The 26,826-nt window shown below is 40.9% G+C and carries 26 protein-coding genes and 1 pseudogene; 16 read left to right on the top strand and 11 right to left on the bottom strand.

Annotated features, from left to right (window positions below; translation table 11 throughout):
* Positions 1 to 86, bottom strand: a pseudogene (locus JK188_RS07145) (hypothetical protein); the annotation flags it as partial.
* 15 nt (positions 87 to 101) lie between these two features.
* On the opposite strand from JK188_RS07145, the gene JK188_RS07140 reads away from it, so the two are divergent.
* The 4 genes from JK188_RS07140 to JK188_RS07125 all read left to right on the top strand — a co-directional run bounded on the left by JK188_RS07140 (position 102) and on the right by JK188_RS07125 (position 3,026).
* Positions 102 to 1,307 carry an MFS transporter gene (locus JK188_RS07140; protein ID WP_211885617.1) on the top strand — a complete coding sequence of 402 codons (1,206 nt, stop codon included), beginning with the start codon at positions 102 to 104 and terminating at the stop codon, positions 1,305 to 1,307.
* Between the two features lie 70 nt (positions 1,308 to 1,377).
* On the top strand, positions 1,378 to 1,836 hold the full coding sequence (locus tag JK188_RS07135; protein ID WP_036948314.1) for a YaiI/YqxD family protein: 459 nt from the start codon (positions 1,378 to 1,380) through the stop codon (positions 1,834 to 1,836).
* A gap of 110 nt (positions 1,837 to 1,946) precedes the next feature.
* Complete coding sequence (locus JK188_RS07130) at positions 1,947 to 2,594, top strand: homoserine/threonine efflux transporter (protein WP_132495961.1); 648 nt, start codon at positions 1,947 to 1,949, stop codon at positions 2,592 to 2,594.
* A 21-nt stretch (positions 2,595 to 2,615) separates the two neighbouring features.
* A complete protein-coding gene (locus JK188_RS07125; protein ID WP_036947981.1) occupies positions 2,616 to 3,026 on the top strand; it encodes a hypothetical protein in 411 nt (136 codons plus the stop codon).
* Between the two features lie 84 nt (positions 3,027 to 3,110).
* Here the strand turns inward: JK188_RS07125 and mnmH are convergent, their stop codons facing one another.
* Positions 3,111 to 4,205 carry a tRNA 2-selenouridine(34) synthase MnmH gene (gene mnmH / locus JK188_RS07120; RefSeq protein WP_211885619.1) on the bottom strand — a complete coding sequence of 365 codons (1,095 nt, stop codon included), beginning with the start codon at positions 4,203 to 4,205 and terminating at the stop codon, positions 3,111 to 3,113.
* A 144-nt stretch (positions 4,206 to 4,349) separates the two neighbouring features.
* Here mnmH and JK188_RS07115 point away from each other — a divergent pair, with 144 nt between their 5' ends.
* Together JK188_RS07115 and gss are read left to right on the top strand one after the other, a co-directional pair.
* Positions 4,350 to 4,613, top strand: coding sequence for a DUF3811 domain-containing protein (locus JK188_RS07115; protein ID WP_132495964.1), 264 nt, complete (start codon positions 4,350 to 4,352; stop codon positions 4,611 to 4,613).
* Positions 4,614 to 4,785: 172 nt separating this feature from the next.
* Positions 4,786 to 6,663, top strand: coding sequence for a bifunctional glutathionylspermidine amidase/synthase (gene gss, locus JK188_RS07110; RefSeq protein WP_211885621.1), 1,878 nt, complete (start codon positions 4,786 to 4,788; stop codon positions 6,661 to 6,663).
* Positions 6,664 to 6,733: 70 nt separating this feature from the next.
* Here the strand turns inward: gss and JK188_RS07105 are convergent, their stop codons facing one another.
* Entirely contained in the window at positions 6,734 to 7,828 is a 1,095-nt protein-coding gene (locus JK188_RS07105; RefSeq protein WP_036947969.1) for a porin, read from the bottom strand.
* A 314-nt stretch (positions 7,829 to 8,142) separates the two neighbouring features.
* Positions 8,143 to 9,036 carry a dihydrodipicolinate synthase family protein gene (locus JK188_RS07100; protein ID WP_211885629.1) on the bottom strand — a complete coding sequence of 298 codons (894 nt, stop codon included), beginning with the start codon at positions 9,034 to 9,036 and terminating at the stop codon, positions 8,143 to 8,145.
* A 295-nt stretch (positions 9,037 to 9,331) separates the two neighbouring features.
* Here JK188_RS07100 and JK188_RS07095 point away from each other — a divergent pair, with 295 nt between their 5' ends.
* Entirely contained in the window at positions 9,332 to 10,030 is a 699-nt protein-coding gene (locus JK188_RS07095; protein ID WP_211885633.1) for a DUF3592 domain-containing protein, read from the top strand.
* Between the two features lie 50 nt (positions 10,031 to 10,080).
* Here the strand turns inward: JK188_RS07095 and JK188_RS07090 are convergent, their stop codons facing one another.
* Both JK188_RS07090 and JK188_RS07085 read right to left on the bottom strand, forming a co-directional pair.
* The gene (locus JK188_RS07090; protein ID WP_211885634.1) at positions 10,081 to 11,271 is read right to left on the bottom strand and encodes an MFS transporter; all 1,191 of its coding nucleotides are present in this window, start codon (positions 11,269 to 11,271) and stop codon (positions 10,081 to 10,083) included.
* Positions 11,272 to 11,358: 87 nt separating this feature from the next.
* Positions 11,359 to 11,781, bottom strand: coding sequence for a MerR family transcriptional regulator (locus JK188_RS07085; RefSeq protein ID WP_211885635.1), 423 nt, complete (start codon positions 11,779 to 11,781; stop codon positions 11,359 to 11,361).
* Between the two features lie 169 nt (positions 11,782 to 11,950).
* On the opposite strand from JK188_RS07085, the gene JK188_RS07080 reads away from it, so the two are divergent.
* From JK188_RS07080 to JK188_RS07070, 3 genes are all read left to right on the top strand, one after another.
* Positions 11,951 to 12,496: an AAA family ATPase gene (locus tag JK188_RS07080; protein WP_211885636.1), complete on the top strand. Its 546-nt coding sequence runs from the start codon at positions 11,951 to 11,953 to the stop codon at positions 12,494 to 12,496.
* Between the two features lie 274 nt (positions 12,497 to 12,770).
* A complete protein-coding gene (yjjJ, locus tag JK188_RS07075) occupies positions 12,771 to 14,084 on the top strand; it encodes a type II toxin-antitoxin system HipA family toxin YjjJ (protein WP_211885637.1) in 1,314 nt (437 codons plus the stop codon).
* A 60-nt stretch (positions 14,085 to 14,144) separates the two neighbouring features.
* Entirely contained in the window at positions 14,145 to 15,014 is an 870-nt protein-coding gene (locus JK188_RS07070) for a LysR family transcriptional regulator (protein ID WP_249216023.1), read from the top strand.
* Here JK188_RS07070 and JK188_RS07065 read toward each other — a convergent pair.
* A complete protein-coding gene (locus JK188_RS07065; protein ID WP_211885639.1) occupies positions 15,003 to 15,719 on the bottom strand; it encodes a sulfite exporter TauE/SafE family protein in 717 nt (238 codons plus the stop codon). The two genes, JK188_RS07070 and JK188_RS07065, sit on opposite strands and share 12 nt — an antisense overlap.
* A gap of 299 nt (positions 15,720 to 16,018) precedes the next feature.
* Between JK188_RS07065 and bla the strand changes: the two genes are divergently transcribed.
* Both bla and JK188_RS07055 read left to right on the top strand, forming a co-directional pair.
* A complete protein-coding gene (bla, locus tag JK188_RS07060) occupies positions 16,019 to 16,876 on the top strand; it encodes a class A beta-lactamase (RefSeq protein ID WP_211885640.1) in 858 nt (285 codons plus the stop codon).
* 344 nt (positions 16,877 to 17,220) lie between these two features.
* Positions 17,221 to 18,342 (top strand): ribosomal protein uL16 3-hydroxylase, encoded by a 1,122-nt coding sequence (locus JK188_RS07055; RefSeq protein ID WP_211885641.1) that lies wholly within the window; start codon positions 17,221 to 17,223, stop codon positions 18,340 to 18,342.
* Positions 18,343 to 18,414: 72 nt separating this feature from the next.
* On the opposite strand, the gene JK188_RS07050 is transcribed toward JK188_RS07055, so the two are convergent.
* A complete protein-coding gene (locus JK188_RS07050; RefSeq protein ID WP_211885642.1) occupies positions 18,415 to 19,035 on the bottom strand; it encodes a LysE family translocator in 621 nt (206 codons plus the stop codon).
* 203 nt (positions 19,036 to 19,238) lie between these two features.
* Between JK188_RS07050 and JK188_RS07045 the strand changes: the two genes are divergently transcribed.
* The 3 genes from JK188_RS07045 to JK188_RS07035 all read left to right on the top strand — a co-directional run bounded on the left by JK188_RS07045 (position 19,239) and on the right by JK188_RS07035 (position 22,196).
* Positions 19,239 to 20,867, top strand: a complete 1,629-nt coding sequence (locus tag JK188_RS07045; RefSeq protein WP_211885643.1) for a DUF4139 domain-containing protein — start codon at positions 19,239 to 19,241, stop codon at positions 20,865 to 20,867.
* A gap of 120 nt (positions 20,868 to 20,987) precedes the next feature.
* Complete coding sequence (ydfG, locus tag JK188_RS07040) at positions 20,988 to 21,734, top strand: bifunctional NADP-dependent 3-hydroxy acid dehydrogenase/3-hydroxypropionate dehydrogenase YdfG (RefSeq protein WP_108478107.1); 747 nt, start codon at positions 20,988 to 20,990, stop codon at positions 21,732 to 21,734.
* 90 nt (positions 21,735 to 21,824) lie between these two features.
* Positions 21,825 to 22,196: a DUF1283 family protein gene (locus tag JK188_RS07035; protein ID WP_006659792.1), complete on the top strand. Its 372-nt coding sequence runs from the start codon at positions 21,825 to 21,827 to the stop codon at positions 22,194 to 22,196.
* A gap of 82 nt (positions 22,197 to 22,278) precedes the next feature.
* Here JK188_RS07035 and bioD read toward each other — a convergent pair whose 3' ends face one another.
* The 3 genes from bioD to JK188_RS07020 form a co-directional block, all read right to left on the bottom strand.
* Positions 22,279 to 22,956, bottom strand: coding sequence for a dethiobiotin synthase (bioD, locus tag JK188_RS07030; RefSeq protein ID WP_036947919.1), 678 nt, complete (start codon positions 22,954 to 22,956; stop codon positions 22,279 to 22,281).
* 141 nt (positions 22,957 to 23,097) lie between these two features.
* A complete protein-coding gene (locus tag JK188_RS07025) occupies positions 23,098 to 24,309 on the bottom strand; it encodes an ROK family protein (protein WP_211885644.1) in 1,212 nt (403 codons plus the stop codon).
* Positions 24,310 to 24,445: 136 nt separating this feature from the next.
* The gene (locus tag JK188_RS07020; RefSeq protein ID WP_036947913.1) at positions 24,446 to 25,351 is read right to left on the bottom strand and encodes a LysR family transcriptional regulator; all 906 of its coding nucleotides are present in this window, start codon (positions 25,349 to 25,351) and stop codon (positions 24,446 to 24,448) included.
* A 112-nt stretch (positions 25,352 to 25,463) separates the two neighbouring features.
* On the opposite strand from JK188_RS07020, the gene JK188_RS07015 reads away from it, so the two are divergent.
* The gene (locus tag JK188_RS07015; RefSeq protein ID WP_211885645.1) at positions 25,464 to 26,735 is read left to right on the top strand and encodes an MFS transporter; all 1,272 of its coding nucleotides are present in this window, start codon (positions 25,464 to 25,466) and stop codon (positions 26,733 to 26,735) included.
* Positions 26,736 to 26,826 lie beyond the last annotated feature (91 nt).

The following is a 26,826-nucleotide window of genomic DNA, read 5'->3' as shown; positions in this document are numbered from 1 at the left end:
GCATAGAGGAGTTCAATGCCGTCTGGAGACCGCTCGGTGCGCAAATTGCGGACATAGTCATCGCCACCTAATGCGATGCCTATTAATCATGGAGATACTGCATGCTGAGTCGATACCAACAACTTTTTCACGCTTCAGGAAGCATCCAATTCGCCTTAGCAGGGCTTTTGGCTCGCTTAGCGTTACCCATGATGGGGATTGGGATTATTACCATGCTGTCAATGTTGCAAGGAAGTTATGCACTGGCAGGTGGCGTTTCAGCCACTTTTGTGCTGACTTATGCCTTATTATCGCCGCAGATTTCTCGCCAAGTGGATAGCCTTGGTCAGTTTCGCGTATTGCCGTTAGTGACTTTTATTAGTGTTCTGGGCATGGGGCTAATCGTGGCGTCTACGTGGTTAGGGCTCTCTTATATTTGGTTATTTTTAGGAGCATTTCTGTCGGGCTTTATGCCGAGTATGTCGGCGATGATCCGCGCGAGATGGTCGCAGATCTACAAAGGGGATCCACTGTTGCAAACGGCGTACTCGTTGGAAACTGTATTCGATGATTTGACATTTATTGCGGGACCTCCCTTATCCGTCGGGCTGACAGTGGTTTTGTTCCCACAAGCGGGAATTATGATTGCGGGTATTTTATTGCTGGTGGGAGTCTTGCTCTTAGTTTCTCAACGTAAAACAGAACCTGCCTTAGTCGATAAGCACCAGATAATGAGCACGAAGGCGTCTATTTTGCGCCTGCCAAGTTTACAACTGTTGATTATTCTCATGATTTCGCTGGGCGTGATTGTGGGGACGGTCGATATTTTGAGTGTGACGCTGGCACAGATACAAGGGCAGCCGGCGATGGCGAGTTTAGTGTTATCGCTGTATGCCATTGGTTCTTGTGTGATGGGGGTGGTATTTGGAGGGATGCGTTTATCAATGCCTTTGCCGCGTATGTTGCTAATCAGCGGGGTTCTGACATTGCTGTCGATTATTCCGTTGCTGTGGGTTGGGGGAATTTGGTCACTGTCGATGGTGATGTTTATATCTGGGCTATTTTTTGCACCAACGATGATTATCGGTATGTCGCTGGTGGAGAATATTGTTCCCGATCACCGTTTAACGGAAGGGATGACATGGCTACTTGCGGGACTCAATATTGGCGTGGCATTTGGGGCGATGCTCTCAGGTAAAATGGTGGATGAGCTTGGAATTTATGCAGGATATTGGGTTGCTATTGCTGGCGGTATTTTGGTGGTGGTGTGCTCACTCATGAGTTACGGGCTATTGATGCGACAAGAAACGGCAGTTTGTTCCTCTTAAAAGACCGCGTCATGCTATTATGCTCACCATTAATTTTTTAAAGATGAAATAGATAGGTTATATGTCAATGATGGTGATTTGGGTGGATGCGGATGCATGCCCTAAAGTGATTAAAGAAGTGTTATATCGCGCGGCTGATAGAGAAAAAGTGCAAATTACATTTGTGGCGAACCAGCGTTTATCGGTTCCGCCTTCGATGTTTTTAAAAACTCTGCAAGTTCCCGCTGGGTTTGATGTTGCAGATAATGAGATTGTTTTACGCGCACAAGCCGGCGATTTAGTGATTACTGCTGATATTCCGTTGGCAGCGGAAGTCATGGAAAAGGGCGCGGTGGCGTTGAACCCTCGAGGTGAACGTTACAGTGAAGCCACCATTCGTGAAAGACTGACAATTAGAGACTTTATGGACACGATGCGAGCTAGCGGCGTGCAAACTGGGGGGCCTGCTAGCTTAAACCAACGTGATCGCCAACAATTTGCAAATGAGTTAGATAAGTGGCTGCTGCAACGTCGAAAATCGTTGGGATAGTGTTTTTAGTTCATTCGCATACGGTGGATTTTCAATAACCTGACGTAGGTTGCACCTCGATGGGTTATCCCTGTCTATAATAAAAAAATCTTCCGCTAATGTGAGACACCATGATGGATCCACTACACAGCATTCTGATTACCTTGTTTTTGTTTGTTTTGACCTTTTTTAACCCCGGAGCAAACTTATTTACGGTAGTTCAAACAACGTTAAGTTCAGGTAAAAAAGCCGGATTAACTTGTGGTTATGGAGTTGTTCTGGGGGATGCGATTTATTCAGGGTTAGGGTTATTTGGGCTGGTGGCATTAATGACACAGTTTGAGTCGCTATTTTCCCTGATTAAGATTCTGGGTGGATTATATTTATTATATTACGCGATCAGTGTCTTTCGAAATAAAACGCAACTGTCTCTTGCCACCGAAAAAAATACAGAAAATTTCCCAACAGGCGTTTATTTTCGTCGAGGGTTAATTGCTGACTTATCTAATCCTCAAACCGTTCTATTTTTCATGAGTATTTTCTCTACTACGATTTCACCTTCGACACCATTGTGGACTAAACTTGTGATTTGGCTAGGAATTGTGGTAGCTTCTCTAATTTGGCGTATTATATTATGCCAGACATTTTCATTATCTTCTGTAAGACGAACATATTCCCGTATCCATAAAGTGATAGGCAAAGTGGTCGGATTGATTTTAGGCGGGTTAGCTTCTAAATTAATTTACCAAGGTATTACTGAGATTGCCTTTAAAAAATAAACCTCACTGAAAGGACCATAAATGGGAATAACTGCATTGTATTTGGCGGCTGTGCTGACATGGATTGTTGCACTATTGCATTTTGCGTGTCTGGTTTGGGGTGCAGCTGGATTTAAGTGGCTCGGAGCAGGGGAACGGATCGTTAAACAGGCTCAAGAAGGGCATTGGTATCCACCATTTACGGCGATTTTTGTCGGCACGGTATTAACCATTTGGGGATTGTACGCATTCAGTGCAGCTCAAGGTTCTTTTTCTTTACCCTTTACTCAATCCATTCTAATTGCCATTGCTGCTGTATTTTTAATTAGAGCGGCGATATTTCCACTGATCAAAAGCCGCTTTAAAGGCAATAGCGACCTATTTTGGTATGTCAGTTCCGGGTGCAGCTTGATATTGGGGGCACTATTTTTAGTGGGTGCACTGTTACGCTAAACAGGAAGTACGTTAAACAGGCTTGGAAATGGTCAATAAGGTGACAGCGTCACCTTATTTTAATATTGAAGGATACGTGTAACATTATTGAGCGGTGGATTTTACCCACTCAGTGACTTCCTCAAATGTTCCTTTGAAAACAATTCGATCCTGTTTCTTGCTTAACTGATAGCGGTACATCGGATCATAATATTCATGAAGAAGTGGTGTAAGCCATGAGAAATGAACGTCTGTTTTTTCCGTTTTACGTTGAGTAATCAGCGCATCATCAAGGAGTTTAGTTAGTTCAATCGCTCGCTGGGAACCTAAACGTTTACGAATAGCATGTAGACCATGATGTAGGTATTCGCTGTAGGCATTCCAACCTTGTTCTTCACCAAATGCGGCAAGAAAATCGTGGGTCATTCGGTCAAAATATTCCTCTTTTAACCTTTCCATTCGGCGCTCAATGGTGTCTTCAACCACCGCAATTGTTGCTGTTTCCATTGCTTGGCGTAGTGAATCGGGAAGGCTGTTCACGCCAATGGCTCGACCTTCATCTTCAAGCACCCACCGGTTGTGATTAGGAGCTTTTTTTAACATAGAAACCGCTAAATGGTTTTCAAACGTCGCCTGTGAAAATTGGGCTTCTAAAGTACGCCCAAAGGAAGAGCCTCGATGATGGGCAATACCTTCTAGATCAATACTATCTTCAAGGCTTTGAACTAATAGTGTTTTGCCATTTCCAGTGCAACCGCCAATCAATATTACTGGGCGTTGAGCGAGTTCGTTAATTGCATCGATGGCAGTTTGGCGTAAATTTTTATAACCCCCATTAATAAGCGGATATTCAATGCCCGCTTCTTTTAACCATTGTTGAGCAATATGGGAGCGCATTCCGCCGCGAGCGCAGCAAAGATAGCCTTCTGGGTTTTGTTGACACGCAGTTTTCCACGCATTAATTCGATTTTCACGTAATTCACCCGAGACTAATTGATGCCCTAACTCGACCGCTTTGTCGGAGCCTTTTTGTTTATAACAGATCCCGACGGTGGTACGTTCATCGTCATTCATTAAGGGTAAATTGAGTGCCGATGGCATAGCGCCTTGTTGAAATTCAACGGGGGCACGAACATCAATGATTGGGGTGTCAGAAGCGAGGATCTGGCGAATTTCAGGTGTGGAGAGCGCTAATTCCATAATAAATAAAATGATTCATATCAATTCGGATTTCGATAAGGGCTACTATACTCCTAAATAGGGATGATGGCACCTTATCTGGGACGAAAAGAGAACGGAGTGCTATATTGGAAGTCGTCTTTCAACTTTCGAAGGAGTAATGACATGAAAACCCTAACACTGCAAGAGATGACTGAAACGCAAAGAATGCGGGTGAGGCAACGGCTGGCTCAAGAACGTAAAAGTTTAGGGCGCGAGTTGACCAATTCAGAAGAAAGCAAAGTCAAAAAATTGATCATTACCGAAATCTCGGCTGAAGTTGAAAAAGAAGCCAAAGCCTTAAGAACCCAAAAGAAAAAAGAGCGCGTAACAGGAAGCAATGCGACCTACAACTGGTCATCTAACAACCATACTCGCGGTTATCGCTAACAAAATTTTCTCATTAAATTCAAGATCAACACCAAAAAGCACCTATTAATAGGTGCTTTTTTTATGCCATGAAAAAACGCAGTGTTTTGACTATTACAAGCGTATACTGATTATTAGCATTCATATAATTGCAATTTAAATAATATCAGTGAGCTGTAATAGGAGTCTGATCATGACAGAAGAACATGAACCGTTTGGCACTTTACTTGGCTACGCCCCCGGTGGTGTTGCAATTTACTCTTCCAATTACAGTTCCATTCCCGATTTAGGTGAACGGGATGATATCTCTTTTCGCAGTTATATCAATAATGAATACATGGGATATAAATGGCAATGCGTTGAATTTGCTCGCCGCTTTCTTTATCTCAATTATGGAGTGGTGTTTACCGATGTCAGCATGGCGTATGAAATTTTCGCATTACGTTTTTTGCGCCATGTAGTGGATGACGGCATTTTGCCATTGCGCGCGTATCAAAATGGCAGCCAAATGAAACCCACCGCAGGAAGCTTACTGATTTGGGCGGAGGGGGGGGAATTTGAGCATACTGGGCATGTTGCGATTATTACCCAAGTTTTTGATAACAAAGTTCGAGTTGTTGAGCAAAATGTTCTACACCATAAACTCCCAGCGGGTCAGCAGTGGACTCGAGAGCTACCGTTAAACACTGATAATGGAAGTTATACGTTGTCTGATACATTCACCGATACCACGATCCTCGGTTGGATGATACAAACGGATAATAACCAGTATGCCTATAAAGAACCTGAAATTAATCCGCAATTGATGGAACTGCTCGCGGCTCAGTTAGATAGCCAAGTTAACTTCAATCAACGCTGGTTAGATGAATCTAACCCGATTGAATTAGCCTATGTTAAGGCTAACCATGGGCATAAACTGAATGCCAACCCTCACGAATATTTCACGATTTCCAGTACTGCCGAAAATCAACTCATGCAGGCAACAAATGAAGTTCATTTGATGTATTTGCATGCGACTGAAAAAGTCCTCAAAGATGACAACTTACTGAAACTTTTCAATATTCCCGAAATTCTCTGGCCGCGTTTGCGTTTATCATGGCAAAACCGCCGTCATGATATGGTGACGGGTCGCCTTGATTTCTGTATGGATCATCGAGGATTGAAAGTTTATGAATACAATGCGGATTCAGCTTCTTGTCATACTGAAACAGGGTTAATTATTGATAAATGGTCAAAAGTAGGCGGTATCAACGCGGGCTGGAATCCTGGTGAACGACTGCAAGAGTTACTTACGGATACATGGAAACACACCACTGCAAAACCGTTTATTCACATCATGCAAGATAAGGATAGTGAAGAGGATTATCACGCTCTGTTTATGGCTCAATCCATTAAAGCAGCGGGATTTGAGTGTAAAATTATCCATGGTTTGGATGAGTTAGTCTGGAATGAAACGGGTCAAGTGGTGGATGGTGAAGGGCGGGTGCTTCAATGTGTATGGAAAACATGGGCATGGGAAACCGCTTTGGAGCAGTTACGCCAAGAGAGTGAAAGTGACCTTTCTGGTTTACCTATCCGAACCGGTCATCCACATCATAATGATGTCCGGTTGATTGATGTGCTGTTGCGTCCAGAAATTCGTGTTTTTGAACCATTATGGACGGTGATCCCAGGCAATAAATCAATCCTGCCGATTCTATGGTCACTGTTCCCGCATCATCCATATTTATTGGATACAGATTTTGAGATTAACGATGAGCTACGCCAAACGGGGTATGCCGTGAAGCCTATCGCAGGGCGTTGTGGTAATAATATTGGGCTAGTTGATCATCAAGACGATATTCTGGATGAAACTTGTGGGCAATTTGCCCATCAAGAGAATGTTTATCAGCAATTATGGTGTTTACCGAAAGTGGCAGAACGTTATATTCAGGTCTGTACATTTACGGTAGGTGGGCATTATGGTGGTGCATGTTTACGTTCTGACCCTTCTTTAGTCATTAAGAAGGATAGCGATATAGAACCGCTTTGGGTGCTTGACGACGATGACTATCTGAAGAGAAATCAGTAAAAATAAGAGTGAAATCAAAGAAATGGCGCTATCTTTAATACTGAAGATAGCGCCACTTTTGAGATCTAGATTAGAACTGGTACACTAAGCCCAGACCTAAGACATTATCCGTATTGATGTTGTGATCACGAGTAAACTCATTTTTATTCAATAAGTTAATTTTGTAATCAACAACAGCGGACATGTTGTTGTTGAACTCATAAGCTGCGCCAACAGCTACATATTTAACTAAATCTTTGCTGCCATATTCGCCGAGATCTTTCCCTTTAGATTGGTTGTAGCCAATTGAAGGGGTTAAGCCGAAATCTAAGGTATAAGTCGCAACAACTTCTAAGTTTTCTGTTTTATTGGCAACAGCTTCAGCATCATCTTCGCCATAGCGAGTTGCATTCAGTGCTTGGCCATACATCGCTGCGATGTAAAGGTCTTCCCACTCAAATTTACCCCCGACGTTCCACACTTGCGCGCGTTCACCTTTTGCTCCAATAGCGCCGTCACGCTGGCTTGGTGTACGACTTGAGTTTGCATAGCTGCCCCCTAAGGTGACGCCGTAACCTAATTCATAAGCGGTGGATAAACCATAACCATCACCGTTATTTTTTAGTGCATCTTCACCAGAGGATTTATTTTGATCGCCATTCTTGCCTTGGTATTGCAGGGCGAAGCTTAAGCCATCAACATAACCGAACATATTATTATTGCGATAAGTTAATAAGTTACGGTTACGTCCCATCATGAAATTATCTTCTTGATCCATGGTGTCCGCGCCCCAAAGTGGGAGAACATCAGTCCATGCATTGATATCGTAGTTCACACCATAATTACGACCGTAATCCAAAGAACCAAAATCAGCGAATTTTAAACCGGCATAAGCTAAACGGTTTTGGTTTTCATGATCACTTTCAGATTTATTGGTTGGAGTTTCCCATTCAAAACGACCATAACCTGTGAGTTGATCGTTGATTTGCGTATCACCACGGAATCCTAAACGAACGCGTGAATCATCACCATCTTCACCACTTTTTGAATCGGCAATATAGTGGCGAACATCAATTTGTCCATAGACATCAAATTTGTTGCCATCTTTGTTATAAACTTCTGCCGCGTTAGCTGCGCCTGCGAATGCCAGAGTTGTGATAAGTATTGCTAATTTATTGTATTTCATATAAAAATCCTTTAAATCACGTATAAAACAGTTGATTTTGTGCATGGATGGGAAATAAACCGCGTATATTATCAACGTAAGGTATCAATTCAGGCAATATATAATTAAATGAGAATCATTCAATGAGTGGATTGCACTGAACTAAATATAATTACTCGCAAATTATTTCGTAAAATCGCTATTTGGGAAGTGCGAATGGAAGGCGGGGGTTTCAGGATAATCGTATAGTGAAGGAGGGGCGATTACCTCTAGATTCCTATCTTAATCTATTCAATATTAATAAGGTGGTGAGCACCTTATTAATAAAATGGTTTTTAACTCAGTTTTAACTCATTAATGAGTGAGACTAATTTTTCTCTATCTGCGCCTTGCACACTATTTAATGGGGGAGGTAAGCAAGGTGAGTCAACCAGTTTCAATATTTCAGCAATGGCTGCCACACAACGCACGCTGCCTTTATTTTGTGCGACACATTCCCAAAGTGGGGAATATTGTTCAGACAGTGTAATGGCGATATCTAAATTGCCAGCTTGCGCTGCAATGGCAATTTCTTGCATTTTTTCCGGTAACAAGCCCGCAGTTGCAGAAAACCAAACATCCATACCGCTGGCTATGCTGTAAGCTGCGAGGCTGTCTGTACTTGCCCCTAATTTGATATGTTTTGGTAATTGCTGACGTAATGAAGCGAGCCGTTGCTTAGCTTGCGGAATGTCTTTCGAGATAGCGGGCATTTTTATTGCACCAATATTCGGAAGTTGTGCAATCTTTATGTAGAGCTCATCACTGAAAGAAAAATGGGTTGTCCCTGTATTGTTATATACACAAATAGGTATTGAAACCTGTCGGGATACTGCCTCAAATAACGCATAAACTTCATCGTCATTCAAAACATGGTAGGACACGGGAGCCAGCATTAGCGCGGTGGCACCAGCGTGTTGAGCTCGTTCGCAATGAGTGAGAACATCGTATAGGTTCGTTGTGCCTATTCCGGCCATGACGGGAATATCACCAGCCATATCAACAGCCAATTGAGTCACTTGCTGGCGCTGTTTTTCTGATAGGTAAGGGTAACAGCCCGTAGAACCGAGCACACCAATGGAATCAACCTTTGCCTGAACCAATCGCGCGATTAAAACTGAAAATGCGTGTTGATCGACTTGGTTATTGCGCAGTGGTGTCAGTGGAAATGCAGATAATCCATGGAACATAGTGGCCCCTTTGTTGATGTTATATATTGCTGCTAGAGAGCCTATATATTCAAGCTTTCAGCGCTGAGGCAATCTTTTTTATTCACCAAATAGGTTTATCTGGACTTAAATAAGATTCTCTTAAGGTTGCTATAACAAAGCTTATTCACTGTAATCAATATTTGCTTGCCACCAAAGGGCATTTTGAACCGGTAAACAGTCTTAAATATTCTCTTTAGCTTATACTTATCTGAAATTTACTGTCGATTTGTACCATAATAGAGGCGAATGAAAGCTCAACTAAAGGAATACAAGGGTGAAGATTAAAAATATTATATTTACGGTTTTTTTAGTGATTGGGATCCTATTTCTGATTGGTACTGCATTCTCGCTCTATTCCAGCATGGATATGACAAAAAATGGAGTGGAAACAACAGGGATTGTGACTGATCTAGATGTCAGTGTTTCAGATGATAAATCAAAAAGCTATTTTCCGATTATTGAATTTACGACGCAAGATAATCAAAAAATTGAATTTCGATCTTCGATGGGCAGCAGTAGCTATCGTGGCAGTATAGGGCAGTCTATTGATGTGTTATATGACCCTAATAACCCCCATGATGCGGTGATTAATTCGTTCTTTGGTATTTATGGGCTAAGTATATTTTGTGGTATTTTCGGCGTTGTATTTACATTAATTGGCGGTGTTCCGTTTGCTTTTGGCATGGTAGGTAAAAAGAAAAATACGCGGTTATTACGTGAAGGTACGCCAATCCAAGTCAAAATTACAGGGGTTGAAGAAAATACGATGATTCAGATAAACAAGCAGTCGCCATACCAAATTTTGGCGGATGTGCATGATAAAAGCACGAATACGATTAAACGTTATAAGAGTGAAAATATTTATTTTGACCCATCGCCATATATTGATAGAGAAACCGTCACGATTTATCTCGATAAGAATAATGCCAATAAATATTATATGGATATAAGCTTCCTACCAAAAATGAAATAGTGAAGGTTAGCCGCCTCGATGAATTAAGGTTCGAGGCGGTTATTTTCATACTAAGATTTAGCCAATTCGGGTGTTTCACTCATGCTACGACGAAGCAATAGCATCACGGAAAAAATAGCCACGCCAACAATAAATCCAATCATATTGGTCACTTGCCAGCCGACAAAATAAAAGGCGAATCCCGCTAATAAGCTGCCAATAGCACCAAAACCAAAGATAAGAAAATCGGTCATTCCCTGTATTTTACCTCGTTCATGATCGCGGTATGTGCGTGGCAATAAGTGCGTGGTACCAATTAAAATACAATTCCAGGCAAGGCCGACTAGCGTCATTGATATTAAAAAGTGTGTATAACTGGCACCCGTTAAATTTAATAAATTGGCGACCATCAGGCAGACTATCCCTAGCCATAAAAAAGGTTTTACGCCAAAGCGACTGATCAAATGTCCTGTAAAAAAGGAAGGGGCAAACATACCTAAAATATGGCATTGGAAAACAAAGGCAATGGAGGTGAATGTAAATTCATGTGCTTTCATTGCCAATGGAAATGCGCCAACCATATAAACGACCAAGGCATAACTTATTGCGCTAACGAAAGCGATTAAAATAAGTAATGGCTGAGAGTAGAGTTTTGAATATGGGCGAGTCTTCGGAGTATCAGCAGAAAATACCGTTTTATGCTGCGTGGTTAACGGGATCATTAATAAAAGTATGAATGCCAAAATATAAATGATCGTCAGTGCTGCGAAGGTGCCCATAAATGGATATTGGGCAATAAGTGTGCGAGTTGACATCGCTAATGTAGGTCCTACTAATACAGCGACAATACCACCACTCATGACTAATCCGATGGCTTTTGCACGCAGGGCAATTGGCGCTTCTTCTAACGCGGCGAAGCGATATTGTTGAGCCGTACCAATCGCAATACCCGTAAAAAAAGTTCCCAGAGAAAATAGCCAAAAACTTTGAGTGTAAATGCCTGAAATAGCGAAAATTGCGCCCATTACTCCGCCAATATTTCCCAACAGAAAACCAGCTCGACGACCAAATTTCATCATAAAATGCGCCATGGGAATGGAGGCTACAATCAAGCCAATATATTGTGATAACAGGGGTATGGTGGCATAGGCTGGGTCATCCGCTAATTGCGAACCAATCAGCACTGCAACAGAAAGAACGAGGGCATTACCAGTTGTAAATAATGCGAGTGCGGCGGCGAGCCAAAAAACTGAACGAGGCATAATCATTCCTTATTGCTCATAAAAATCAACAATAGTAGAGGGAGAAAACGAATATGCCGGATGATAAAACTTCAAGTTGACTTTAAGTCAAGCGATGTTTTTGGTCAGTTTTGCGATATTTTGTTTTAAGCTTACAGATAAAATTTTCTGAAATTTAGGGCATTGCAAGTGATTTTCCGACGGACATTGTTCAATATGTTGTAACCCTTGCTTAAGTTTCTGCAACTCTTGGATTTTTTGGTCAATCTCATCTATTTTTTCCCGCAAAATAGGGCGTTCAATTCCTTTTTCTGGCATACGATTTAGTATGTTTGCTATTTCATCCAGTGAAAACTGAGCTTGTTTAGCAAGAATAATGAGTGAAAGATGAGTGAGAACTTCAGTGGCATATAACCGAGTTAAACCTTTTCTGCCAATAGGTTGAATCAACCCTTTGATTTCATAGAAACGAATAGTTGCAGAGGTAAGACCCGTAAGTTCGGATACTTGGCTGATAGAGAGTGTTTTCATAATAATTTTGCGCTCTATATAAATAACGTTTATCCGCTAACTTATCACCTAACTATTCTGAATTGAATTATGGTTGATGACTTATTTACATCAAGAATGGTTAACTCAGTTCATTTGAAGAAAAATGGTGTTTTTTAGTCATAGGAAATAGTAAAGATGAAGGAAATATATGATTAATGCTGGACTAAAGATTATTATTACTGGTGGCCCCGGTGCAGGTAAAAGTGCAATTATTGAAAATTTAATAGCAAAAAAATACTCTTGTTTACCGGAATCGGGTAGAGCCATTATTCAAGATCAAGTCTGTATTGGTGGTAACGCATTGCCATGGCTTGATAGACAAGCATTTGCTGAAATGATGCTTTGCTGGGAATTGCGATCATGGCATTTGGCTGATCATCATAATGAAATCTGTTTTTTTGACCGGGGGCTGCCTGATATTGAGGGCTATTTGAATTTATGTTCAATTCCAATTCCCAAGCATATAGAACGAGCAATAAATACGTTTCAGTATAATAAAAACGTATTTATCACACCGCCATGGCAAGAAATATATGTGCAAGATACGGAAAGAAAACAAACATTTGATGAAGCAGTGATGACCTACCATGCGATGGTGACGACATATAAAAAATATAACTATGAATTAATCGAGATCCCTTGTTTACCCGTTAAGGACCGAGTTAATTTTATTCTTTCTTATGTGAATCAATGAGATGAATAAAAAATTCTTGTTAGCGCTTGTTTAATGGGACATAACGTTCGTTACAATGGAACAGAAAAGGTACATTTAGTGGAAAAACCATTCAAGGAATGGGGGTTGCAACTACGTTATTATCTCAATCAGGGGTCTCTGTATTTTCTCACTCCGAGATCGATGAGTTAGTGCAGTGGTTAGATAGCTCTGAAAGATGACAATACTAGAAATAGCTGCTAAATTATCTATTCATGCATCTATTCATTTATCTATTCATTAAGTGGTTAATACCATGACTAATCGATCTGAGATGATACATCAATTGCTCCGTAATGGGCCAAAAACAGCAAGGCAACTAGCTGATATTATTAATGTTAGCCAGCCAACTTTGTCTCGAGCGCTAAAAGCTTTAGGTGACGATATTATCCGGATTGGCGCTGCATCCTCTATTCAATATGCATTGCGTGATACGTTTCGAGGGTTTAATTCTGCTCCTATTTATCGCATCACAGAAGAGGGTACATTACGATCTCTAGGTCAGTTAATTCCGGTTTATCCAGATGGATTCGTTATGGAGCAAGTTGACGGAGTATGCCTTCATAGTGATGGTTTACCATGGTGGCTATTTGATATGCGCCCACAAGGATACCTTGGTCGAGCTTATGCATCCGCCTATTCAACGCAACTTGGAATATCACCAAATCCAGATCGCTGGTCAGACTCCGATATTATAAGAGCCTTGCTCGCTCACGGGCACGATGCAGTAGGAAACTTATTAATTGGAGAGCAGGCAAGAAACCAATTTCTGGAAATGCAGGCACCAACTCCCGTTGATCGAGCTACTGTGTATCCAACATTAGCGCGAGCGGTTAGCTCAGGAGAGGTTCCGGGATCATCCGCAGGCGGTGAGCAACCTAAGTTTTGTACCTACACTGAACGGGGTCATGTCATCGTAAAATTTACGGCGCAAGATGATAACCCAATCAGTGAACGTTGGCGTGATTTGTTACAAGCGGAGCACCTTGCTTTAAAGGTACTTGGAGTAGAAACAGAGGTATTTGATTTTGAAGGACAACGTTTCCTTGAAATACCTCGATTCGATCGTGTTGGTTTACTCGGTCGTCGAGGGCTTTTTTCTTTACAAGCTCTGGATGCAGAATTTGTAGGGCGGGCAAGGGAGCCTTGGCCTGTATTGGTCAATGAATTAGTGAAGCAAAAACATGTACATCCCGATGCTATTACCAGTACAGCACGGCTTTGGGCATTTGGTATGCTCATCGGCAATACAGATATGCATCATGGTAATTTATCGTTTATTAGTAGTCATGGCCGCCCATACCATCTTGCACCAGCTTACGATATCTTACCGATGGGGTTTGCGCCTAAGTCGGGTGGTGAAATCGTTAATACTCTTAGGCCAGTTACATTACTTGAAGGGATCCGTGGAGAAACTTGGCGGGAAGCGTTGGAATTAGCTGAGACGTTTTTTACTTTAGCCAATGATTGCCAATGTTTTTCTGAAAACTTTGCTTTATGTTTAAAAACGTTACGCGGTCACATCGATGAGGCCAGTTCCCGGATATCGCGCCTTGCTGATGAGTTTTGATGCTAAAACGTAGTCTAAGCATGGGGCATAAACATTTTCGGAGCGATTATGCGTTTTGATATGGTTGATTTACGTTTATTTGTAAATACCCACAAGGCCGGGAGTATTACAGCAGGGGCCAATTTATCTAATTTAAGTTTGCAATCAGCCAGTGAACGTATTCGGGGCATGGAAAGTGAACTTGGTGTTTTATTATTGACGCGCTCTTCGTCGGGAATAAAGCTGACAAATGCAGGATTGGCATTATTGAATCACGCGAATCAAGTGCTCTTGCAAATCGACCATATGCGTAGTGAATTGTGTCAATACAGCCAAGGTTTACGGGGGTATATTGACCTGTTATGCAACTCTTCGGCACAAGCTGGTTTTCTTCCCCAAAAATTAGCGGACTATCTACAGAAATATCCTAACATTAGCGTTGGGATCCGTGAAATGCCGAGTGAGAAAATCATCAATAGCCTTAATAATCAAATGGCAAACTTAGGCATTGTTGCAAATCCATCGTCATTATATGACTTAGAATTTAAATTTTTATGTGATGACCATTTAGTTATTTTCGCACCACCATCCAATGATTTGAATGATCACAGCATCTCTTCATTAAATCAAATTGGAAACCATGATTTTATTGGACTTTCTCAAGGTAATGCATTGCAAGATTATATTGATCATCATGCACTGAGCGGAGGAATCTCACTTAATTACCGAATGCGTTTAGCAACGATGGACGCGGTGATGCAATTGGTGAGTGAAGGGCTTGGCTATGCCATTTTACCGAGACAAGTCATATCACGGTTTATCGGAATATATCCAGGAAATATCATCCCTTTATCTGATGAATGGGCAAAGCGCAAATTGTACATTTGCGCTCGAAGATTTGATGAGTTACCAAGTTATATGGATGAGTTTGTTAAGTTTTTATTTGAATAACATGTACACACCTAAAGCGATCAAACCTAAGAAGAAACAACGCCTGAATATTTTTTCACTGATCAAATTTCTACAATATTGCCCCACATACATGCCAATAATCGCCGGAATAAGTGCAATTGACGATGTGTAATAATCTATAATCTCACTATTATTCTCCCTGATTAATAATATGGCCAACGCAATTGTTGACGCGGTAAACGCGAGTCCTAATGTTTGTATTAATTCATTTTTATTAAGATTTAGCGATTGTAAATAAGGAACAGCAGGGATCACAAAAACCCCCGTGGCTGCGGTAATAATACCAGTGATATAACCAATTAGTGGGGATAACCACTGCTCATTTTTACCCGATGTTGACGATTTCGGGAGGAACATGGCCACTAATCCATAGATGATTAATATCAGACCTAATGCAGGAAATACCCATTCTGCTGCTGAGCTCAATTTTGGTAATGGGCTATAAACAGTGCCAATAAAAATAGCGATAATAAATAAGTAAAATCGTCGAATTAAGTTTAAAAACTTACCACCGATCATAAGTTGCCATATATTGGTGACGAAAGATGGAATAATTAGAATGCTTGCTGCAACAGCAGGCTCCATGACCGTTGTTAACAAACCCATAGATAATGTTGGCAAGCCTAGCCCAATGACTCCTTTAACAAATCCAGCTAAAAAGAAGATCAATAAAATTAACGCCATATTGGATTTACCTTTGAATTGATAAGTATTGCTTAAAGGGTAATCAATTAAATAAAAACAGCCTATATGGATTATTTTTAAGGGGGCTTCGGAAAATACAGAGTAGGGGTTTTCAGCAAGTTACAACTATTATGGAATCAAGCCATAAGTTTTTCTATAGGCTACTAAAAATTATCATCATTTGTGAACAATACAAAAGAAAATATAATCATGAGTAAAAATAAGACCCTACATAAATTAAATTTCAACTTATGCTGAAATAAACTCATTATATAAATATTGGCCATCAAAGGTTTACTATGACTTTACGATTTAAAACATTTGCCGCATTAATTTTAAGCATGCCTCTTGTATCCTCTGCATTTGCTTTGACTTTACAGGATCAAGTTAAGCAATACGAAAAAGAGGGTTGGAAGGTTGGTTTGTCAATTATATTTTCAGATGATAAAACGATTTCTATAAATGGAAATCAACGTTTTCCTTTAGATAGTACAATTAAATCAATTGCTTGCGCCAATGTTCTGGCAAAGGTTGATGCAAAGAAACTTTCATTAAATCATTCGATGATAGTGACTGAAAAAAATATTGTGACATATTCACCCGTTGCTAAAGATTATATGAATAAGCCATTTACGCTTGAACAAGCTTGCAAAGCGGCCAATGAATACAGTGATAATACTGCCGCTAATTTTGCTATTTTTTCGGGTGGGGGACCAGAAGCTCTGACGGCATTTATGCGGGCTATCGGAGATACGGTTACTCGTTCTGACAGATATGAGCCAGAATTGACAGTCAATCCTGAGGGTGATTTGCGAGACACAACAACTCCTGATGCAATGAGCAAGAGTATCAAGAAAATTTTGACTGGCGAAGTTCTCAGTAATTCATCAAAAGAACAATTGAAAGAATGGATGGTCAATAATAAAGTCGCTGATAATATGCTTAGAGCTTCGCTTCCTAAAGGATGGAAAATCGCTGATAGATCAGGTGCAAGTGACTATGGTGTCAGAGGGATAACATCGATGGTCTGGTCAAATAATCATGATCCTGTTTTCATCAGCATCTATGTAAGAAAAGCGGATACTTCTTTGGATGAACGCTCAGAAGTGATTCGTATTTTAGGTTCACATATATTTGACGAATACCTTAGTCACTAGAATATTGGAATTACTTGTTGTAGGTTGGGGTTCAATGGAAGAACCCCGATAAGTAGTAGTAAGCAGTAGAGAGATAGGTATAAGGCTATTATCTGTCCACATATCCTATTTAACATAATATGCATTATGCGAACTTAAGTATGAAATAAAGAAATCCAGCATTCTGGCTGGTTAATCGTGTCGGTTTGTTTATCGCTGAAACTACCTTTTCTATGACCAATTAAGCTTTTCAGTGTTGTTAGAACCCCAAAAAAATTATCGACCTGCACTTGACGCCAAACAAAAATATAACGGCATATTACTTCTATAATGACTGGCTTATTTACTCATATAAATGTGGTCACATGGCTAACAAACTGAATCTTAACTGGCCTGAATTTTTAGAAAAATACTGGCAGAAAAAACCCGTTGTATTGAAAAATGCCTTTCCTGATTTTGTAGACCCTATCACTCCAGATGAACTGGCTGGCTTGGCGATGGAACCGGAAGTTGACAGTCGTCTAGTCAGCTTCATTGATAACAAATGGGAAGCGAGCCACGGTCCGTTTGAAGACTACAGCGAATTAGGCGAAAAAGGATGGTCACTGCTAGTACAAGCCGTCAACCATTGGCATATGCCTGCCGCTGAATTGGTGAAACCGTTCCGCGTGCTACCCGAATGGCGTCTTGATGACTTGATGATCTCCTATTCGGTGCCTGGTGGTGGTGTTGGGCCACATATTGATAACTATGATGTTTTTATCATCCAAGGAATGGGACGCCGCCGCTGGCGAGTCGGTGACGCCCTTCCCATGCGTCAGTTTTGCGCACATCCGGCATTATTACATGTTGATCCATTTGAACCGATTATTGATGTAGAAATGGCGCCGGGCGATATTCTGTATATTCCGCCGGGATTCCCTCACGATGGTTTCACCTTCGAAGATACCATGAACTATTCTGTCGGCTTCCGTGGTCCGACCGGACGCGACCTGCTGAGCAGTTTTGCTGACTATGCACTGGAACAGGATTTGGGCGGAATAAATTATGGAGATCCTGACCTGAAAGTCAGTAAAAATGCGGGAACCATGGAACCTCATGAGGTGGAACGCTTACGCGCTATGATGATTGAAATGGTCAACAAGCCCGGTGATTTTGAGCAGTGGTTAGGTCGTTTTGCAACCACCCCTCGCCATGAGCTGGATATTGCTCCTGCGGAACCGCCATATCAGCCGGAAGAAGTACTGAGTGCCTTGAATGCCGGTGAAAAATTGATACGACTGAGCGGACTGCGTGTTATGCGCATCGGCGATCATTTCTTTGTTAATTCAGATGGTTGGAATACCACAGAAATAAAGGGTGCCGATACATTATGCCAGCTTACGGAAATCGGAATAAATGAACTTGGTGAAGCATTGGAGAACCCAATTTTTGTCGCTGAGTTGACCGAATTTATCAATCAGGGATATTGGTATTTCGAAGAGTAAGTTACTTTAGCCTAATAAGATAAAACACCTGGTGATGGGTGTTTTATCTCAACATTCTCCTTACGCCTCAAACTATCTTCGACTTATCGCTAATTTTGCTGCAAACAATAAGAATAACAATCCGGTCATGCGATCCATCCATTTAACCACGATTGGCTTTTTCAAAATTCCAGAAGCATATCGAGTAGCAGCAATGAGTGTTAATGACCACAGCGTGCCAATCACTACGTGGATCGTAACCAGAAGAAATGTCCAGCCTATGGGTGAATGCCCGGTTGGGATAAATTGCGGTAAAAATGAAACATAGAAGATGCCCATTTTGGGGTTAAGCACATTACCCAACATTCCTCTTAGGAACCAATTGCTTGAAGGACTCCCTTCTTCCTTACTTAAGCTAAATTGTTGTCGTGGTCGTAGTAACAATTGAATGCCTAACCAGAAAAGATAGGCAGCCCCGCACCATTTCAGCATTGTATAAGCAAATTCAGAAACCGCTAATAAAGCCCCTAAACCAAAGGCCACTAACGCGCCCCAAATAAAACAGCCAATATCAATGCCCAATGCTGCATGAAAGGCTTTTCGCCCACCTTCAACGGCCGCAGTACGGAGAATGAGTGCGGTATCAAGACCTGGCGTTAAGGTGAGAAGTGTTGCTGCGAGAGTGTAAGCAAGTAGAGAATCTGTAACGGACATGTGCTATCTCCGAAAGAGCTAAGACTACTGAAATATTCACATGGTTGCAACAATCATAGTGACCATAATCCCCAAAAATAAATGAGAGTGCGGCCTACGGAGTCACCCTAATTTAAGCTTATTCTGTTATCTCAACGGATTAAATTCCAATATGATTAAAAACTACCAACAAAACTAATTTATCCAGCTAATGGAGTATCAATATGTTTGTCACTCGCAAATTCACCAAAGGAATTTTATTTGTATCGGCGTTAGCGTCATGGCAAGCATTTGCTGAATCAGCGCCGCTTTTGCACCCTCTTAAGCTCAATCAAGCCACGATTTTTTTACGTGGTGCCGAGTTAACAAATAGCGCCACTGTTAATTTACCGCAAGGCGAAAGTAAACTGGTTTTTACCAACGTTGCTGACCATCTTGATCAAAAAAGCCTTTCTATTAGCTTAGATAATGAAGATGTTTTGATTCGTTCAATTGACGTGCAAACCGTGGCTGTAGAGCCGGTTTACACGGGGGAAGTGGCAAATTTAAAAACGCAAATAGACGCGATAACTAAGCAAATTTCAGAACTTAATATCAAAGTAAAAGTGGGTGATGACCAACTTGCTTTACTGAAAGACCAGAGCTTTTTTGGTGAAACGACGACATTATCCCTTGAGCAGTCCGCATCCAAATTGGAATTTATTCGCAAGCAAATGTCTGCGATATTGAGTGAAAACTTAGCGTATCAGCAGCAGATTGATGAATTGACAGAGAAACAAACATTATTGCAGGCAAAATTTGAAGGCATTCTTCCCGATAATATTGGTGAACAGACGCAAATTGTGTTGACGGTTGATGCTCCCAAAAATTTGAGTACTAATATGCAAATCTCGTATGTCACTCCCGATGCCGGTTGGTCTCCAAGTTATGATATTCGCGCTAAAGATATAGATAAACCAGTCAGTATTACCTACAAAGCTGATGTTATTCAAAATACCGGCATGGACTGGGACAAAATTAAACTCACCCTTTCCTCTGCCAACCCAACACGCAATATCACCCCGCCATTGTTAACGCCATGGTTATTGTCTGTTTATGACCAATATAATCAAGGCTATATGAGCGGAAAAATGTCCGCAACCATGGATATGGAGGTAGCAGCACCTGCGCCAGTAGCGGAACTCTCAGCAGTAAAAAAACGCAGCCCTGGAATGGCAAACTATGTGTCGACCAACACCAATGGCGTGAATCTCAGTTATAACATCGACTTGCCTTTTAGCTTAGCCTCTACCCCTAAAGCAAAATCCATTACCATTAAGCAAGCGGATGTTGATGCTAAATATCGTTATACATCAACGCCAAAAATGGCTGAAGAAGTCTATTTGCAAGCACAAATTGATGACTGGGATACACTGAACTTACTGAATGGTCCTGCAAATATTTACTTTATGAACAGCTATGTGGGTGATTTTTATGTGAATTCAGGGCAATTAACTGAGACTCTCGATATTCCATTCGGGGTGGATGATAACATTCAAATTTCTCGTGTGAATAATGCAGGTATGCGTAAAAAACCGACCTTTATGGGCTCCTCGGTTGAGCAAAAAGAAAGCTTCTTGATTAAAGTACGTAATACGCGGAAAAATGATATTAAGCTGTCAGTCTATGACCAACTTCCGACGAGTAGAGATACTGATATTAAAGTGCTCAACCCTGAATATAAAGGCGGAAAATTGGATGAAACAGAGAATAAAATTGAATGGGATTTAACGCTTAAACCTCAAGAAACCGTCGAGTTACCACTAAGTTATACGCTGAAATACCCTAAAAATAAGCAGATTAATGGATTATAACTCACTAAATAAGTTAATTATTTTACCGGTGTAAAAGAACTAAATAAGAGGCTTGGAAGCCCCTTAATAATAAGGTTAGAATGATTCAAAACAAACAACGATAACAACCTGAGGTACCTAATGATTATTCTAGTAACCGGCGCAACATCAGGATTTGGTGAAGCTATTGCTCGCAAATTTATTCAGCATAACTTTACTGTGATTGGGACAGGACGCAGAACTGAAAGATTAAATGCATTACACCAAGAATTGGGTGACAAATTTTATCCATTAACTCTGGATGTACAAGATCGAAAAGCTATTCAACACGCTGTAGCCAATTTGCCCTCCCACTTAAAAAACATCGACCTTTTAGTGAATAATGCGGGACTTGCATTAGGATTAGAGCCTGCATTTAATGCTAATCCGGATGACTGGGAAACCATGATCAACACAAATACCAAAGGCTTAGTCAATATGACTTATGAAGTGCTGCAAGGTATGGTGGAAAAAAATCACGGGCATATTATTAATATTGGCTCTACTGCGGCATCTTGGCCATATAAAGGTGGCAACGTTTACGGTGCAACCAAGGCATTTGTAAAACAATTTTCCTTAGGATTACGTGCAGATTTAGTGGGCAAAAAAATCCGTGTGACCGATATTGAACCAGGGTTAGTCGGTGGAACTGAGTTTTCAAATGTCCGCTTTAAAGGTGATGATGAAAAAGTCACGAACACCTATAAAGGCGCGGATGCCCTTACCGCTGAAGATATTGCGGAAACTGTTTACTGGGTGGCAACACTTCCGGCTCATATGAACGTTAATACACTGGAATTAATGCCGGTGTGCCAAACATTTGCTGGCTTAACCGTACATAAACAATAATAAATTTTCGTACTATTCTATAAAGACGGCATTATTGTTTATTAGCTATACTCTGGTTATAGAGCGAGTATTGAAACGAAAGGAAATTACATGAGCACGTCACAAAAATTTATCAAAAATGGTCTGGCTGCAATCTGCTTCTGCCTCCCTTTGATGTGGGTTAATGCGGCGCAAGCAGCTAATACATCATGCGCTGCGGGTAGCACTTGTGTTTCTGTCGGTAATGGTAGTAATGACCCGTTGAATAAGGAACAGGCGCGACAAGATAAAGAACAGTGGGATGAGACTAAAATGCTGCGTTCTAAAGTTAACCGTCGCACCGAAAAAGAGTTTGATAAGATTGACGCCGCATTTGATGCTAAAGATAAATGTGAGAAAAGTTTGAATCTTAATGCGTATTGGGAGCCAAATACTCAACGTTGTCTTGATGTTAACTCAGGTCGTCCAATTATCAATCCATAGTTGAAAATAGATAATATCGATAAAACAAAGGGCGCTATTTGCGCCCTTTTGCTTAGATAATAAATTAAAATCTCTATAAAGATTAAAATGCAGGAACCGAAACAAACTCTTGCAGTTTTTCACCATCTAAATAATGTCCCAACTCTTTTTCTTCAGGACGCAATAAATAAGGAATTTCACCCAATAATGGCGCATTAATATGTTGTTGCATACGCTGGATAATTTGAGCGTAATGTGCCAAGCCTGGGTTGATTCTATTGGCTAACCAACCGACTAACGGTAAACCATCCGCTCGAATAGCTTCAGCTGTCAATAATGCATGATTGACACACCCATGCTGAATGCCGACGACTAAGATCACGCCAACAGATTGTTTTTTCAACCAATCAGCATAAAAAGTATTATCATCGAGAAGATAACGCCACCCACCATTACCTTCGATAACCACTATGTCACTTTGCTCGTGAAGGTGATCTAACCCTTTATTGATTTTATTAAAATCAATACTGTTTTCATGGCTGTAATTATCACCAAGTCTGACAGGGTTAACTTCATCATACGAGACTAGATCTTGCGAAACACGATGAATAAGAAGTGCATCCTTATTGCGCTTCCCTTCAGGTGTATCGATACATTGATCTGCAATAGGTTTGTACCCTACTGCTTTAATACCTTGATTATTAAGTGCTTGTAATATTGCTAGTGTCGATACCGTCTTCCCGACATCTGTATCTGTCCCGGTAATAAATAGATTGTTCATGGTTGTTCTATCCTGAAGTGACAGACTAAAGTCAGCAAAATGCTATAAAAATGATATGAATTCAGTTTATGGGAATGGGGAAATGATAAGTTTGCGTTAGCTCAATTTTGTGTAAGATAATGAGAAGTTTATCAAATTGTATTAGCCTTGCAGTAATTGCAACAACAGTGAGCCATCATAAAGTGCATTTTGAATTAATGCCGTTTCACTTTCTTTAATTGAAATTGTTGATTTCTCAAACATTAATTTATTATTGTAAAGTGGATTCCCATATAATGAGATAAAATATTGTAGGCGAGTAAGCCAGTAATTTTGCTCATCAGTTAAAGGCGAATTAATTAAAATCAATTCGGTTCCAAATAAATTAATCATCATTGCTAATGGATAAGCGAGTTGTTTGGCTACTATATCGAGTAATAAAATACATAATGGATCATTTTCTATTGCACCTCGATTAATTGCATTAATATCGATACTCTCTTTATGCAAAATAGATGCAGGATAATCTGCAAGTAAATCCCTTGCTTGCTGAACAATGGCAGGAATGGATATTTGGGTTTCTAAACAGCCCTTTCCGCCACAATAGCAAGATTGTGGTCTTTCTGAATCAGTTGGAGTATGTGCAAATAATATAGGCTGACGTGTTATTGAATCCAGCGAATAACCGTGGTTCAGTACCGCGATATTAACCACTTCTTGAATTTGTAGATAAATAATATTTTTTTGTGCTCGAGATTCTGAATGCTTGAGGTGGTCACCGATAGCCAGAGCATTAACTGGCGGATGAAGATAGACGGGCAGCCCTGTTTTTTCGGTCAGCATTTCGCCGATAGCCAGTTGGTGAACATGGTAGTCAGGCAGCCCATAGATAACTCCAGAATAAGAGTCTAAGAGACCATCTAATAAGATGCTGATCGCCGTGACTCTTTCTAAATGAGATGCGTTTTCTTCGAAAAATAGACTAATCAGTTCCGATAACCGATCACTAAATTGTTGATTACCTTTTACATCAAAAGGATAGCATTGCTCCGTGAGGGTTTTAGCATTAATTTCTTTTAACGAAATAATGGCGTGTTGCTGTTCAATTCGAATGGCTAAAAATTGCCAACCTTCACTTTCAATGACTAACCCAACGGCTGGGCGCCCTCTTAACCCTAATACAGGAAATTCACGTTCTTGTATCAAGTGAGCATCCATCAATTCACGGGTAATTTTGGTGATGCTCGCCGGAGCCAATTGAGACTGTTTTGATAACGCAATACGGGAAATAGGACCATGCTGTGCAATAATTCGGTACACAAGCCCTGTATTTAATTGCTTTATTTGGTCGGTATTCCCCGTTTGGTTTATCATCTTAACACTCAGAAATCGTTATAAATTATGATTGATTATGCCTGATATAAATGAAAACTCGGCTACATTTACATATAAAACGTGATGCAAATCTCGTTAATCATTTCAAATCTTACGCCTTATATGCTCACAATACTTATATACCCACAATATTGTGCAGCAGTAACTCTGTTAGTTTTTTAGCCGCAGCAGGTGGCGTTCGTCGAGTATTGTAGACCAACCAGACTTCTGAAGTAGCTTGAATATTCGCAAGTTTTAGATACCTCACACCGTCAATCTTCATTCGTGTAAAGGATTCAGTAATGATGGAAATTCCCATTCCCGCAGAAACTAATCCTAGAATAGTCATGGCTTCCCCTGCTTCTTGGGAAATTGTAGGAACCACTCCTTCGGAAGCTAATAATTGGTTAATCTCATCATACAGTGCCGTCCCTACTTCCCGCTCAAAGAAAACTAACGGATAAGCGGCTAGTTGCTTAATGTCGACACCACTTTCTTCAAAAGCCAGTAAAGGATGCCCTTCATAAACCGCAACCATGAAAGGCTCTCTAAACAATAATTGATAGTCCAATTGTTCAGGCAATATTGTATTTCGCATGATGCCTATGTCTATGCGCCCGGTCACTAAAGGCGGGATTTGCTGCTTCGTATTCATTTGATGCATATGAATAGAAACATCAGGATATGCTTCTCGGTATTGGCGTAGGCTCATGGTGACTTTGTGCATGAATGGCGTTGTTGACGTAAAACCAATAGACAGTTCGCCCAGTTCCCCTTTTTCCATCCGAGCCGCTTTGGTCGCTGCGGCATCGACCTGCCCTAAAATTTGGTAGGCTTCTTTGAGAAACATGGCGCCAGCTGGGGTTAAGGCGACATTGCGGTTATTGCGCTCTAATAATTTGGCATTCACCATTTCTTCAAGCGCCTGTATTTGTTGGCTTAGTGGTGGCTGAGACATGTGCAAGCGTTCAGCTGCCCGTCCAAAATGTAGCTCTTCGGCAACCGCAATAAAATAACGTAGGTGGCGTAATTCTATGTTCATTTGATTGATATTTTAAATGTATCATTATGTATTATTAATATATTAGACAAAAAAATAGAAAGTTTCTATTCTTTGATCGAAATCAAGTCCGTTTAGTCGTCAAGGAATTTACATGGAACAGCAGTCAAATAGCCTCTCAACGAGCCAATCTCTCCAAGGAAAACAAACCAAAACCTTGACCAATACAGAGCCGAAAAAACATTATATTCAACGGGACGATGCTCTGTACCTGCGTGTCACTCTGTCATTTTTTACTGTAGGTTTTGCAACATTTGCGTTGCTGTACTTTGTACAACCTATTTTGCCAATGTTGTCAGCGGATTTTAATATTTCCCCAGCGACGGCCAGTTTATCACTCTCTTTAAGTACCGGATTAATGGCATTGGGATTGCTGATCACCGGTCCTATTTCCGATGCAATTGGTCGTAAAAATGTGATGGTCATTTCCCTGACTTGTGCGGCACTTTTTACATTAATGAGCTCGATAATGGAAAGTTGGCAAGGGATTTTGATCGCTCGTGCATTAGTGGGATTATCACTTAGCGGTGTCGCCGCCGTCGCCATGACCTATTTGAGCGAAGAAATTCACCCGAGCTATGTTGCACTGTCGATGGGCTTATATATCAGTGGTAACTCAATTGGGGGAATGAGTGGGCGTTTAATGACTGGGGTTATAGCCGACTATTATTCATGGCGCGTTGCTGTGGTTATTTTAGGCTCATTGGCGTTGCTGGCCGCGATTGGATTCTGGCGCTTATTACCACCATCCCAACACTTTCGCGCGAGTTCTCTGAAACCTAGAAACCTTTGGGTTAACTTACACTTACATCTACGCGATACGGGATTACCTTGGTTATTTATTGAGGGCTTTATCTTGATGGGCGGCTTCGTCACCATGTATAACTACATTGGATACCGCTTACTTGAATCGCCTTATAATTTTAGTCAGTCTGTCGTGGGATTCTTATCTGTTATTTATTTAACAGGAACTTACAGTGCGACTAAAACGGGGAGTTTGACCCAGAAACATGGTTTTGGGCGAATTTTAATTGCTGCCATTGCGATGATGTTAATCGGCGTAATTTTGACGTTACACAGTAATCACAGTAATATTTGGGTCATTTTATTAGGTATGACAATATTGACCACCGGATTCTTTGCCGGGCATTCCGTTGCAAGTAGCTGGGTGGGACGTCGCGCTAAACGGGCAAGAGGACAAGCATCTTCCCTCTATTTGTTTAGCTATTATGCAGGTTCCAGTATTGCCGGTACATTGGGTGGCTTTTTCTGGTCGGCATATGGTTGGAATGGCGTGGCATTATTTATTGCGGCTCTTCTACTGGCCGGTGTAGGTATCGCTTATAAGTTAAAAACAAAATGTTAGTGGCTTATAAATTACCGAATAATCCAATAAGTTAACTGCTACCAAAGGTTAGAATTCACATCCTCATCATAGTTAATAGAGAATATATAAA

It is taken from the genome of Providencia sp. JGM181 (genome assembly GCF_018257375.1).
Classification (GTDB): domain Bacteria; phylum Pseudomonadota; class Gammaproteobacteria; order Enterobacterales; family Enterobacteriaceae; genus Providencia; species Providencia lanzhouensis.
The sequence above is the reverse complement of the archived record's forward strand: the minus strand, read 5'-3'. Positions and strand labels throughout refer to the sequence as shown.